Source organism: Acinetobacter sp. UBA5984 (assembly GCF_002429925.1).
Taxonomy (GTDB): Bacteria; Pseudomonadota; Gammaproteobacteria; order Pseudomonadales; family Moraxellaceae; genus Acinetobacter; species Acinetobacter variabilis.
The window spans coordinates 1-11,551 of record NZ_DJBE01000011.1 but is presented as its reverse complement, the minus strand read 5'-3'; the positions used below and the strand labels follow the sequence as shown (position 1 = coordinate 11,551).

Here is an 11,551-nt window from a genome sequence, read left to right as displayed (position 1 = left end):
CATACTTTTTGAAACACCACCTAATTTCGTGATGCTACAAACAGTCGCTAGGTCGTGAGGAATGGCACCATTTTTCCAGAAATCCATCATTAACAGCAGTGCCGCACCAATTTGTTCTGCCGTCATTCGTGCAAATTTTGCCTGTAGGTCGCCAATATAGAGTGGCATCCAAATTGAAATATCTTTATGCATGTGTTCACCTTTTTATAGGTATAGAGGGGCTAAGGTCATCGATTTGATGACCTTTTATGATTGTTTTATTAGTGAGCTAGGCTCATTAACCGGAAACGGGCCTGTTGAGCCAAGTCATCGTAATGAGCTTGCCCTTCATCCAGCATTCGCTGTAGCCAGAGTCTTAATGCTTGGTGATCATCGAAGCATTTATTGATTTCCAGCAAAAAGGCCAGATTGTGCAGTTTGGGAATGTGTAGCTCATGGATTAATTCACGAGCGACCATATCTGCTTCTGGGCTAACGACTACGCCGCCAAAAAAAGCTTTACTGTTCATGGACAAGCTTCTCTGTATTCAGTCTCTCCAGCATGGCTTCAAAAGCACTACCATCGCGGCGCGTAACATTAGGGATGTAACGGCTATAGACCCGGAATAGCATTTCAGTCGTTGAATGTCCCAGCTGGCGTGCAATCCATTCTGGGTTCTCGCCTGCCGACAGCCAGAGCGTAGCTGCAGTATGACGTGTTTGATAAGCACGACGAGGTTTTAGCCCTAAATAGCGTAGCAGGGGATGCCAGACACGCTTATTGACCAGGCGATAATCAAGCGGCCCACCATCGCGATTACAAAATACAAATTCTGATTTTCCAGAATTTAAGCTTTTTTGTTGCAGAAAGGCCTGATAAACCCGATCACTCATCTGGATCGTGCGGTCAGAACCATAAGTTTTGGTTCCACCAAGCTCCCCATTCACCAATGCTTCACGAATGTGGATTTCCCGACGTTGTAAGTCCACATTTTTCCATTGCAAGCCATCGATCTCACTGGTGCGCATACCTGTGAAAAATCGAACAGTATAATAAGGCTTAAAATCATCACGAACTGTGGCAAGGATTGCGTGTACTTCCTTTAATGAAAAAGGTGTTACTTTAATCTTTCCTTGCTTTAAGTTCTTGATATTTTTATAAGGGCTATCAAATTCATATCGTTCGGCAGCACTATCGAGTATCATACGAAGCACTATCATAATCTGGTTGATTCTTGATGGTGAAAGGCATTCTTGGTTTTTTCCGTGAGTCACTTTGGCGAGGGATGAACGGAATCCAAGAATGTCTGACTTTTTAATATTAATAACAGGAATTGCGCCAAAAAAAGGGATCAAGTACTTTTTGATTACAATTTGAATTTTCTCCTTATAACTTGTACGCCACTCTATTTCTTTATCAGTGAACCAGATTTCACAGAACTTTGAAAATAGAGGTGTTTTAGAGCTGATTTCATTTACTCTGTTTTCTGCATTTTTGATTTCTTTCAAACGAGAACTTTTTGGAAAGTACTTAGCATAGTCAAAAATACCCAATAAGATTTCCGCTTCCATTCGCTCAATCACTTTTTCAAGCTTTTTGCGATTCGGAGCATTGTCTTCAAGAGCTGTTGTTTCACGACAACGGATGTTTAAGTATCGAAAATCGACACATAACTTACCGTATCTAGTACGAATGGCAGCCATAATAATATCCTCCTTATTGAAGTTGTAGGCTGTGTAGCGAGCCTAAAGTGGTTTTAGTCATATCTTCTTCAATACTCTCCCATACATATAAAATTTTGCGTCCACCAAAAGGGCGGATGTAATGAATACCTTCGATTAGAACGCTATCCTTTAACTGATTACGAATGGTACGTTCGTTATAATGGATTCGTTCTGCCAATTCTTTTGTAGTAATATAAGTAAGATTCATGTTTGTATCCTTTTATAAAGTATCACAATGGTGTTATTTAAGATCACAATGCAATAATAAATGCGCTTAATACATCATGCAAGTACTTTATTACACAATGGTGGTAATTAATGATAGTTTGTAACTTGCCTGTTCTTTTGGCGGAACGAAGAATGAAAGTGGCAGATGTAGCTCGGGCAACCGGAATGAGTAAGACGACTTTACATAAGCTTTATAATGGTCAATCAACTCGTATTGATTTTGAAACATTAGAAAAATTGTGCGTATTGTTAAATGTAGACGTTGGTGATTTATTAAAGTTCAAGCCAGATGAATAATTATTGCTAATAAAAAGCGTCATATAATTTAATAATTTTCTAGTTAGTATATTGTTTTTATTAAGTATTTTTGGTGACCAAATTTGGTCACCATTTTTTATAAGAGATTAAAAAGCTTTAATGAAAGCCATAAGGCAGTGCTTCAGGTTTTTTTAAAAATTACTCAGTTCATATTGAGTAGAATTCATGCAAAAACTTAAACATGTTGATCTATAGTTGACATTGATAGGGCACGTTTTGGTCACTTTTGGTCACGTAAGCCCACTCTTAACTGATCTAACTTAACTTTTTACTCACTTTGAAGCTGATAGCTTTATAGACTGAAAGAAAAAATGTTATTTAAAATCAACAACGAAAAAGCCCCAATCTTTCGATCAGGGCTTTTTGAATTTGGAGCGGGAAACGAGACTCGAACTCGCGACCCCAACCTTGGCAAGGTTGTGCTCTACCAACTGAGCTATTCCCGCAGGGTCGATCGATTTTTTACTTTAAAAAATGAACAAAAAAGAATTTGGAGCGGGAAACGAGACTCGAACTCGCGACCCCAACCTTGGCAAGGTTGTGCTCTACCAACTGAGCTATTCCCGCATGCCGTGTATAATACAGCATGCAAAAACAGGGTCAATAACTTTATGAAAAATCTTGTGTCGATTGCATAAAATAAAAGCAATATTCTCTGTGCTTCCAGACAATTAGACAAAATTTATGCAAAATTTAATGAAATCTCGGCACAATCAAATAATTGCAGACATTTCTTGCACCGAAATAGCGGATAGAACAGGGTATACTGGACCCATATCTTGAATCGGAGTCAGGCCATGAGCTTAGAACAACAACTGAAAGACCGTTTGGCACAATTGTCACCTACTTACCTGGAAGTCGTGAATGAATCTTCGGGTCATGGTGGATATTTTCCGGGTAAGGAATCGCATTTTAAGGCGGTGATTGTCAGTGAAGCCTTTGCCGGCCTGCGTGCGGTACAACGCCATCAAAAGGTCTATGCTGCGGCAGGTGATTTGCTATCTAAAGATAAAATTCATGCCTTGGCAATTCATGCTTTCTTGCCTGAAGAGTGGACAGGACAGGATACGTCTAGTCCGGAATGTGCACATGCACCAAAAAACTAAGAGGACTTTATGGATACCCAGCTTTTAGTCAAGATTATTCATATGTCTGCGGCAGGACTGGCCATTGTGGCCATTCTTGCGCGTGCTATTACCCTGTTTATGGGTACACAGGGCAATCAACCGAATCCAAAAGCACGTGTATTTCTGGTCGCTTTGCAGCACTTGGTAATTAGCGTGATTGCCTTAACTGGGATTATTGCCCTGTTTTTAAAGAATTTTGATGTACAGCCTTGGTTTTATGCCAAAATTATTTTATTTCTGGTGCTGATTTCATCCTTGGGCAAAGCGTATAAAAAAGATGATTCAATCCTGCTGGTACAACGCCGTGCTGGCTTATTTATTGCTGTGGTTTCACTTATTGCGATTATGGTATTGGTCATGATCAAGCCGAATTTTGGCTAAATTATTCATCAGTCAATGAACTCAAACATACTGATCATCAGAAAAATAAAGAGGGGTGTTTATGCATACTCGTGTGGTTTTTAATCAGAAAGGTGGGGTGGGGAAATCGAGTATTGCAGTCAATTTGGCAGCAATCAGTGCGCATCAGGGGCTCAAAACCTTATTGATCGATCTTGATCCGCAGGCAAACTCCAGCCAGTATTTACTAGGGGATGATGCAACTTATTCGAGTGACAAGCCGGCGCTGGAGCCGAATATTGAAAACTATTTTGAAGATGTATTGGGGAACCAGCAGAGCAAAAGCTTAATTGGTAATGCGATTGGTTCCATTCTCAAGACCCGGGCTAAAGGGCTGGAAAGTTATCTGCATCAATCACCTTTTAAAAATCTGGATGTCATTCCGGCCAGTCCAAGTTTGGGCACATTGGCCCATGCACTGGAATCCAAGCATAAGATTTACAAGCTGCGCGATGCCTTGCAACCACTTGCTGAGCATTATGACCGGGTATTTATTGATACTCCGCCAGCATTTAATTTCTTTACACTTTCAGCCCTGATTGCTGCAGACCGTGTTCTGATTCCGTTTGACTGTGATGTGTTTTCTAAACGGGCCTTGCACACTCTGATTGAGAATGTCATCGAAACTCAGGATGATCATAACGAACGTCTGGCAATTGAAGGCATCGTGGTCAACCAGTTTCAGGCTCAGGCAAAACTGCCTCGCGAAGTGGTACAGCAACTAAGAGATGAAGGTCTTCCGGTACTAAACAGCATGTTGCCACCGTCGGTGCTGATGAAAGAGTCACATCAGAAAAATCAGCCATTAATTCACTTGGCAACTGATCATAAATTGACTCAGGCCTATCAATCATTGTTCAATGAGATAGAGCAGCATTAAGATCGAGTTAACTATGAAACTTGTGAAAATAAGCCTGGCGATCAGCATACTTAGCTTGCTGAGTGCCTGTGCAACGACGGTCAAACCGACCTATGTTTCACCCACTCATTATCAAACCCTCAACTGTCAGCAGCTTCAGGGGGAATACAACCGTATTCAGCAATATCTTGATAATGGTGTTGAGCCGCCTAAACGTACAGGTGTCGGCGTAGGGGTAGGCATCGGTGGTGGCTGGGGCAGCCGCGGTGGCTGGGGCATTGGTCCGAGTGTATCAGTGAATATGGGACAGTCTTCCAATACCAAACGCACTGAAACGGCACGTCTACTGGGTGAACAGGAAGCTATTGTACAAGCTGCAAAATTTAAAGCTTGCCCAATTGTTGTCCGTCAAAACACCAATAAATAGCCCTCTAAATATCAAAAAAATGCTGACTTTAAGTCGGCATTTTTTCTATCTTAAAAATGATTGCTCAAGTGACACAGTTCACAGTATTCACCAGAAAAAATGACCGATGCGCATAAAATTTTGAAAGATCCCGTCTTGTGATCAGAACACGAGATTGGTTAAGGTAATCACCTTGTCTGATATGTTTAACCACCATGATTGAAAACTGGCTCTTTGTTTTTGCAACAATAGCAGTGCTAATGATCCCTGGACCTGCCAATGCATTGGTGGCCAGTTCTGCCTATCAGCAGGGAACAGCCAAAACCAGTCTGTATATTCCTGTCATTCTGGCGGGGTATTTATACGCGATCAATGGGTGGGCTCTGCTGGTTCATCTGTTTTCACCGATCTGGCCCAGTTTTCAGGAACTGGTGCATGTGCTGAGTGCAATTGGTGTGGGCTGGATGACCTTCCATTTATTCAAAGCACGGCAACTGGAACAATATAATCAGAGTCATCCTCAGATCCGTCCCTGGCAGATGTTTAAGGGAACCTTGAAAAATCCCAAAGCAGCGCTTCTGGCGACCGGAATCTTGCCGCTGTCTAGTTGGGAAAGTCCGAGTAACTTTGTTCTAGTCTTTGCGATTTTTACTGGGATTGCCTTGCTTGTTGCATTGTTCTGGATGATCTTTGGTCAAGCGATTCTGGCGGGAGAGTCGGCAAAAAGAAAAGCCGACCTGATTTATAAAGGGTCGGCTCTGTTTTTACTGCTTTGTCTGATGCCGTTGCTGATTAATTGGCTAGAATAAATATTCAATCAATAATTCTAGGCTTTCAGGCGATTTTATTTTTCTTGAGTTTCTGCTGAATAAAGCCAATCACACCTGGCATGACACTTAAAATAATGATACCGAAAATCAGATGAGTGAAGTTGTCTTTGACGATTGGCATATTGCCAAACAGATAACCCAGGATCACAAACGAACTGATCCAGAGAAAGCCACCGATTATATTGTAAGTCAGGAAATATTTGTAATTCATACTTCCCGCACCAGCAACAAAAGGTGCAAAGGTACGTGCAAAAGGAATGAAACGGGCAAAAATAATGGTTTTACCACCGTGTTTCACAAAGAACTGCTGGGTAGCAAGCAAATGCTTTTTATTGATAAAACGTGATTCAATCTCAAATACACGTGGCCCAATATATTTACCAATATGATAATTCAGGGTATCGCCCAGCACTGCCGCAGTGAACAGTAGCGGAATCAGTACCCATGGATCCATTGCACCCGTTGAAGCCGCTAGTGCACCTGATGCAAATAACAGGCTGTCTCCCGGCAGGAATGGCATCACCACCAGTCCCGTTTCAACAAAAATAATCAGGAAAAGAATGCCATAAATCCAGATGCCGTAATTGGTAATGAATTCGAGCAGGTGATCATCAACGTGGAGGATAAAATCAAGCAGTTCCATAGGGAAAAAACAAGCGAAAAGGTGATCAAATCCTAACAGTCTGGGGCATGAAAGTCAGTACCGAACAGGAAAATAATTGTCCGCTCATCCCTGAGGGGTGAATTAAAAAGTTATCTTACAAATTGGCGGTAAATTCCTATAAAACAGGCTTAGCATGAAAATGTCATTAAAATAAAAATCAAAAGGTGGCTCACATGTTTAACCCTAAACGCCATCCCAGTGAAGACCGTGATAGAGGTAAGCGAAATAAACTTTCAATAGCAACTTAACTGGCCGGTCTTAAAATATTGAAATCCAAATAGCGTAAATATATTGAATTCTGGGGAGAGAAGGGAAAGCTCTCCTGCTGAATCGAAAGCTTAATTCTATTTAAAAAAATAAACTGCTTAATTATTATGCGGATGGGAATAGTGTGCTTAAGCCTAATAAAAATGCTAGAATACGGCGCTTATCTTTCGTTTGCCTTTCATAGTTGTTTGTCATGACTACCAATACTCAAATTACTGAAGATCGTATCCTGATTCTGGATTTCGGTTCTCAATATAGTCAGCTCATCGCACGTCGTGTCCGTGAAGCTGGTGTATATTCTGAAATGTATGCCTATGACATGTCTGAAGAAGACATTCGCGCATTTAATCCAAACGGTATCATCTTGTCTGGTGGACCTGAAAGTGTTCACCTGGAAGGCAGCCCGCGTGCGCCGCAAGTGGTATTTGAGTTAGGTGTACCTGTACTGGGTATCTGTTATGGCTTGCAAACCATGTGTGAACAGCTTGGCGGTAAAGTTGAGCCAGGTACTGTACATGAGTTCGGTTATGCAGAAGTGGATATCGTGGTACGTGACCAGCTGATTGGTCAGCTGCAAGACCGTGAAAACCAGCTGCATGTCTGGATGAGTCATGGTGACAAGGTTGCACGTATTCCAGAAGGCTTCCAGGTGACTGCAAGCACACCAAGCTGTCCGATTGCCATGGTGTCTGATGAAACTCGCCGTTTCTATGGGATCCAGTTCCACCCTGAAGTGACACATACTTCGAAAGGTGCAGAATTACTGTCTAACTTCGTACACCAGATTTGTGGTTGTCGTGGTCTGTGGACACCAGAACATATTATTGACCTGCGTGTAGAACAGCTTCGTGAACAGATTGGCAATGAAAAAGTATTGTTAGGTCTTTCAGGTGGTGTGGATTCATCAGTTGTAGCTGCGCTTTTGCACAAAGCAATTGGCGATCAGTTGACTTGCGTATTTGTAGACAACGGTCTGCTTCGTTTGAACGAAGGCGATCAGGTGATGCAGATGTTTGCAGACAACATGGGGATCCGCGTGATTCGCGCTGATGCTGAAGACCGTTTCCTTTCTGCTTTGGCTGGCGAAGTTGATCCAGAGAAAAAACGTAAAATCATCGGTCGTGAATTCATCGAAGTCTTCGCTGAAGAAGCACGTAAGCTCGATGGTGTAACCTTCCTTGCACAAGGTACGATTTATCCAGACGTGATTGAATCTGCTGCCAGCAAACAAGGTAAGGCACATGTCATCAAGTCGCATCACAATGTAGGTGGCTTGCCTGAAGATTTGGCATTTGACCTGGTTGAACCATTGCGTGACCTGTTTAAAGATGAAGTACGTAAATTGGGTACAACTCTAGGCTTGCCACACAGCATGATCTATCGTCATCCGTTCCCAGGTCCAGGCCTTGGTGTTCGTATTCTGGGTGAAGTGAAAAAAGAATATGCTGATATTCTTCGCCTTGCTGATGACATCTTCATGCAAGAACTTCGCGCAAGCGGCTGGTACGACAGAACTGCTCAAGCTTTTGCCGTATTCCAACCAGTGAAATCTGTGGGTGTGGTCGGTGATGGCCGTCGTTATGCATGGGTAATTGCACTTCGTGCAGTTGAAACCATCGACTTTATGACAGCGCGTTTTGCACATCTTCCATATGACCTGGTAGACCGTATTTCTACACGTATCATGAACGAAATTGCTGAAGTTTCTCGTGTGGTATATGACGTTTCATCTAAGCCACCAGCAACAATTGAATGGGAGTAATTTTCTAACGAAAATTACCTATAAAAAAGAGCGCTTCGGCGCTCTTTTTTATTATTTTTCAAATGACATTTAAGCCGGTTTAACCTGCCAGTTTTGAAGTTCTCCAAGCAAACCTTGGTCAAGTTCAGGATCATAACACTCGACTCGGTTCCGACCATTGGCTTTAGCCTGATACAGGGCAATATCAGCCTGTTTAATCAGCGCCATTAAATCCGTTTCACTACTTTCCAGAATGGCTGCACCAATTGAAACGGTGAAATCGAGACGATGCCCATGTTCCAGATTGACCATAATATTCTCGATTTTGTGTCTTAAACGCTCGGCAATTTTGAGTGCATTATCTAGTGAAGTTTCAATAAGGCATGCGATAAATTCTTCACCCCCATAGCGTGCCAGCACATCATGGCGTCGCATTTCATTGCATGTGGTTTGAGCAATCATCTGGAGCACTTGATCTCCAACATCATGTCCATAACGGTCATTGATCTGCTTGAAATGATCGACATCAAAAACCAGCAAACTGATTGGAGCAGGCTGTTTAAGATTGTTTTGGATCAGCTGTTGTACCAGATATNNGATGATATTCATTCAGGGTATGTTGCAGGAATACCAAACGGGATTTTAGTGTAGAGCTCCAACTGATATATAAACTGAAGGTCAATACCGGCATATAGATCAGGGAAAACAAGAACATCTGATACAGATTAGCTTGGGTATTGAAATACACACCAATATAAATTACCAATGTAATCAGACCGGAATTAATCAGACTAGGCCAGAGGCGGATCTGCATACATAAATTGGCCAGGACAATAAAGACCAGTGAAGCATATTGATAAATGAGTGTATGCGGACTTTCAGACTGATTCAGATTAAAAAACCAGATTGCACTTGCTCCGATAATCGAGGTCGGCAACAGCAGGTCAAATACAGGCAAATTCCGGTAAAAATGATACATCCAGATGGTAATCAGCACGATCACCAAGGTATAGCCTAGCTTGGTCAGAATGAGCAAATTCATAATGTCATTCAGTACCGGAATATCGGCAAGGGTATAGGAGGCATATGCCACCTGTGCAAATAGGTTTACCTACAACAAATATTTTAGAGTGAGCTGTTTCTGATGGCTAAAGTAGGCAGGTTTTAAAGACCCAGGAATACGAACAAGATGATCGTGAAGAGCATCCTGAAGCAGGAGGCGAGCTTCTTCTTCATATTTATCTGGCATATCTCCTTCCCACATTAAATCCAAAGAAATGAATAAGATGAATACTTATATTTGTATGAAAAATATTCTATTATTTTAGAAATTATTTGAAAAGCATCACAAACAGATTTAGGTCTAATTCTTAAATTCTTGTCTAACAATCTTGGTTTTGCTCTCAACTTACAAAGCAGACCAAGACTGTTTCGCTTTATGATGAGCGCCAGACTGCTCCTGTTTATTCAAAGGTTTAAATACATTCCAGGGATTTGGAGAGAGCGGTTTAGTCGGTTGCAGCATATTAGGATGATAGACCCTAATCCGGTTTCGTCCTGCTTTTTTGGCTTCGTAAAGCGCAATATCCGCATGCTTAATCAGGTCTTCAAGTTCCTGTTGTGGAGATTCAAGTTCAGCAATACCAATAGAAATCGTGAACTGGATTTTCTTGTCAGAATTGATGTACATCACCTGCTTTTGAATCGAGCAGCGAATCCGTTCTGCAATCATCAGGCAATCCTGTAGCTGGGTATCTTCCAGCAAGGCAATAAATTCTTCTCCACCAAAACGTGCCAGTACATCACTAGAACGCATTTCTTTACGGGTAATTTCAGCAATCAGTTGTAGCACCCGGTCACCCACATCATGACCATAATTGTCATTGATTTTCTTGAAATAATCGACATCAAACATCAATAGGCAGGTGCTGGCAGGCTTTGGCCATTGATGGATTGAACGTTCCGCCATATCCACAAAATGACGACGATTAAATAATTGGGTCAGATCATCAGTATGAGCAAGATTTTTTAAGGTTTGATAGTTCCATTCATCCAGCAAAGTGCGTAGAAAAGAGCGCCGTATGTTGATGATATTATTCCAGTTAATATAAATACTAAACGCCCAGAGAGGTGTGAAAACAACGGTGAAAATAAAGGCCTGCGATAGACTCATGAGATGAGTCACTCCAATCATGATAAACAGGGCGATAAAAATGGAACAATACAAGGCACCCTTAAACTCAGTCTGTACACAGAGGTTGGTAATTAAAATAAAGATCGCAGAAGCATAGATATAAGTCGACACATGCGGGCTGCTCGACAGCAGGAGCAGGCCAATCCAGGTCGCTGCAGCCACAGTCGTGCCCACAGGCAAAATCATGTCCAGAACCCGGATATTCTTTTGATGATTAAACAGGTAATAGCAGCAAAACATGACAGCAATGACCAGTGATACCCGGATCAGGCCAGACAGGAAAAACATGTCAGGAATAATAAAAATATCGGCAAAGAAATACAGCAAAAAGGCGATCTGCGCCATGTAATTAATCTGGCGAAGATTTTGATGACGATGCACATAAAGATAGTTATAAAAGTACTGCTGGAATTGCGCAGGAATAGGTGCAGCGCGATGTACAAGCGCATCTTCAATTAACTGGCGATTTTGCAGATCACATTCGGCCAACTTTAATGATCTATCCGTGGTCGAGTTTTGAAAAGACATATTCGCCATTGAATATATATTTTCATTCGAGGATGACATGTCTTGATCCAATCTTATTTTTATTGAGCCCTATTATGAACCAAATGAATAAAAAACAATCTCCCTAGAATCAGGGGGTAGCACGATTTTTAAAAAGAAAACGTAACAAAATTTTTGTTTTTGTGAACATAAAGCTAGACGGATCACATTTTTATAGATTGCTGATTTTAAAAGTTTATATAAATAAAAATGAGCGTTTCACGTGAAACATGAGCAGGATGAATAAGTTGATTTAAACGAGATAATG

The 11,551-nt window shown here is 41.5% G+C and carries 13 protein-coding genes, 2 tRNA genes and 1 pseudogene; 7 read left to right on the top strand and 9 right to left on the bottom strand.

What is annotated here, in order from left to right; translation table 11 throughout:
- The 4 genes from B3J29_RS02025 to B3J29_RS02010 all read right to left on the bottom strand — a co-directional run.
- The coding region (locus tag B3J29_RS02025) for a DUF1376 domain-containing protein (protein ID WP_286964252.1) at window positions 1–192 on the bottom strand (192 nt) is incomplete at its 3' end.
- Between the two features lie 68 nt (window positions 193–260).
- The gene (locus B3J29_RS02020) at window positions 261–509 is read right to left on the bottom strand and encodes a hypothetical protein (RefSeq protein WP_001084944.1); all 249 of its coding nucleotides are present in this window, start codon (window positions 507–509) and stop codon (window positions 261–263) included.
- Window positions 499–1,683: a site-specific integrase gene (locus tag B3J29_RS02015; protein WP_005233321.1), complete on the bottom strand. Its 1,185-nt coding sequence runs from the start codon at window positions 1,681–1,683 to the stop codon at window positions 499–501. Before B3J29_RS02015 ends, B3J29_RS02020 begins: the two co-directional genes overlap by 11 nt.
- A gap of 13 nt (window positions 1,684–1,696) precedes the next feature.
- Entirely contained in the window at window positions 1,697–1,912 is a 216-nt protein-coding gene (locus tag B3J29_RS02010) for a hypothetical protein (protein WP_175966400.1), read from the bottom strand.
- A 110-nt stretch (window positions 1,913–2,022) separates the two neighbouring features.
- Here B3J29_RS02010 and B3J29_RS02005 point away from each other — a divergent pair, with 110 nt between their 5' ends.
- Window positions 2,023–2,229 (top strand): helix-turn-helix domain-containing protein, encoded by a 207-nt coding sequence (locus B3J29_RS02005; protein ID WP_004280956.1) that lies wholly within the window; start codon window positions 2,023–2,025, stop codon window positions 2,227–2,229.
- Window positions 2,230–2,620: 391 nt separating this feature from the next.
- Here the strand turns inward: B3J29_RS02005 and B3J29_RS02000 are convergent.
- A tRNA-Gly gene (locus B3J29_RS02000) sits at window positions 2,621–2,696 on the bottom strand.
- A 45-nt stretch (window positions 2,697–2,741) separates the two neighbouring features.
- Window positions 2,742–2,817, bottom strand: a tRNA-Gly gene (locus B3J29_RS01995).
- A gap of 230 nt (window positions 2,818–3,047) precedes the next feature.
- Here B3J29_RS01995 and B3J29_RS01990 point away from each other — a divergent pair.
- The 5 genes from B3J29_RS01990 to B3J29_RS01970 all read left to right on the top strand — a co-directional run bounded on the left by B3J29_RS01990 (window position 3,048) and on the right by B3J29_RS01970 (window position 5,850).
- The gene (locus B3J29_RS01990; protein ID WP_004780643.1) at window positions 3,048–3,356 is read left to right on the top strand and encodes a BolA family protein; all 309 of its coding nucleotides are present in this window, start codon (window positions 3,048–3,050) and stop codon (window positions 3,354–3,356) included.
- Window positions 3,357–3,365: 9 nt separating this feature from the next.
- Window positions 3,366–3,758, top strand: a complete 393-nt coding sequence (locus tag B3J29_RS01985) for a SirB2 family protein (protein ID WP_005233322.1) — start codon at window positions 3,366–3,368, stop codon at window positions 3,756–3,758.
- A 61-nt stretch (window positions 3,759–3,819) separates the two neighbouring features.
- Entirely contained in the window at window positions 3,820–4,656 is an 837-nt protein-coding gene (locus B3J29_RS01980) for a ParA family protein (RefSeq protein ID WP_175966398.1), read from the top strand.
- Between the two features lie 13 nt (window positions 4,657–4,669).
- Window positions 4,670–5,062 (top strand): hypothetical protein, encoded by a 393-nt coding sequence (locus tag B3J29_RS01975; protein ID WP_005233324.1) that lies wholly within the window; start codon window positions 4,670–4,672, stop codon window positions 5,060–5,062.
- A 194-nt stretch (window positions 5,063–5,256) separates the two neighbouring features.
- Complete coding sequence (locus B3J29_RS01970; protein WP_175966396.1) at window positions 5,257–5,850, top strand: threonine transporter RhtB; 594 nt, start codon at window positions 5,257–5,259, stop codon at window positions 5,848–5,850.
- A gap of 25 nt (window positions 5,851–5,875) precedes the next feature.
- On the opposite strand, the gene B3J29_RS01965 is transcribed toward B3J29_RS01970, so the two are convergent.
- On the bottom strand, window positions 5,876–6,514 hold the full coding sequence (locus B3J29_RS01965; protein ID WP_004780651.1) for a DedA family protein: 639 nt from the start codon (window positions 6,512–6,514) through the stop codon (window positions 5,876–5,878).
- A 481-nt stretch (window positions 6,515–6,995) separates the two neighbouring features.
- Between B3J29_RS01965 and guaA the strand changes: the two genes are divergently transcribed.
- Window positions 6,996–8,564: a glutamine-hydrolyzing GMP synthase gene (gene guaA / locus B3J29_RS01960; protein WP_175966394.1), complete on the top strand. Its 1,569-nt coding sequence runs from the start codon at window positions 6,996–6,998 to the stop codon at window positions 8,562–8,564.
- Window positions 8,565–8,633: 69 nt separating this feature from the next.
- On the opposite strand, the pseudogene B3J29_RS15395 reads toward guaA, so the two are convergent.
- Together B3J29_RS15395 and B3J29_RS01950 are read right to left on the bottom strand one after the other, a co-directional pair.
- A pseudogene (locus tag B3J29_RS15395) lies at window positions 8,634–9,792 on the bottom strand (GGDEF domain-containing protein).
- A 159-nt stretch (window positions 9,793–9,951) separates the two neighbouring features.
- Window positions 9,952–11,304 (bottom strand): GGDEF domain-containing protein, encoded by a 1,353-nt coding sequence (locus B3J29_RS01950; RefSeq protein ID WP_175966392.1) that lies wholly within the window; start codon window positions 11,302–11,304, stop codon window positions 9,952–9,954.
- Between the last annotated feature and the right edge of the window lie 247 nt (window positions 11,305–11,551).

What these genes read in the sequence shown, in the direction of transcription:
- B3J29_RS02020 (WP_001084944.1), bottom strand. Translation starts at nt 509, where the DNA reads ATGAACAGTAAAGCTTTTTTTGGCGGCGTAGTCGTTAGCCCAGAAGCA.
- B3J29_RS02015 (WP_005233321.1), bottom strand. Translation starts at nt 1,683, where the DNA reads ATGGCTGCCATTCGTACTAGATACGGTAAGTTATGTGTCGATTTTCGA.
- B3J29_RS02010 (WP_175966400.1), bottom strand. Translation starts at nt 1,912, where the DNA reads ATGAATCTTACTTATATTACTACAAAAGAATTGGCAGAACGAATCCAT.
- B3J29_RS02005 (WP_004280956.1), top strand. Translation starts at nt 2,023, where the DNA reads ATGATAGTTTGTAACTTGCCTGTTCTTTTGGCGGAACGAAGAATGAAA.
- B3J29_RS01990 (WP_004780643.1), top strand. Translation starts at nt 3,048, where the DNA reads ATGAGCTTAGAACAACAACTGAAAGACCGTTTGGCACAATTGTCACCT.
- B3J29_RS01985 (WP_005233322.1), top strand. Translation starts at nt 3,366, where the DNA reads ATGGATACCCAGCTTTTAGTCAAGATTATTCATATGTCTGCGGCAGGA.
- B3J29_RS01980 (WP_175966398.1), top strand. Translation starts at nt 3,820, where the DNA reads ATGCATACTCGTGTGGTTTTTAATCAGAAAGGTGGGGTGGGGAAATCG.
- B3J29_RS01975 (WP_005233324.1), top strand. Translation starts at nt 4,670, where the DNA reads ATGAAACTTGTGAAAATAAGCCTGGCGATCAGCATACTTAGCTTGCTG.
- B3J29_RS01970 (WP_175966396.1), top strand. Translation starts at nt 5,257, where the DNA reads ATGATTGAAAACTGGCTCTTTGTTTTTGCAACAATAGCAGTGCTAATG.
- B3J29_RS01965 (WP_004780651.1), bottom strand. Translation starts at nt 6,514, where the DNA reads ATGGAACTGCTTGATTTTATCCTCCACGTTGATGATCACCTGCTCGAA.
- guaA (WP_175966394.1), top strand. Translation starts at nt 6,996, where the DNA reads ATGACTACCAATACTCAAATTACTGAAGATCGTATCCTGATTCTGGAT.
- B3J29_RS01950 (WP_175966392.1), bottom strand. Translation starts at nt 11,304, where the DNA reads ATGTCATCCTCGAATGAAAATATATATTCAATGGCGAATATGTCTTTT.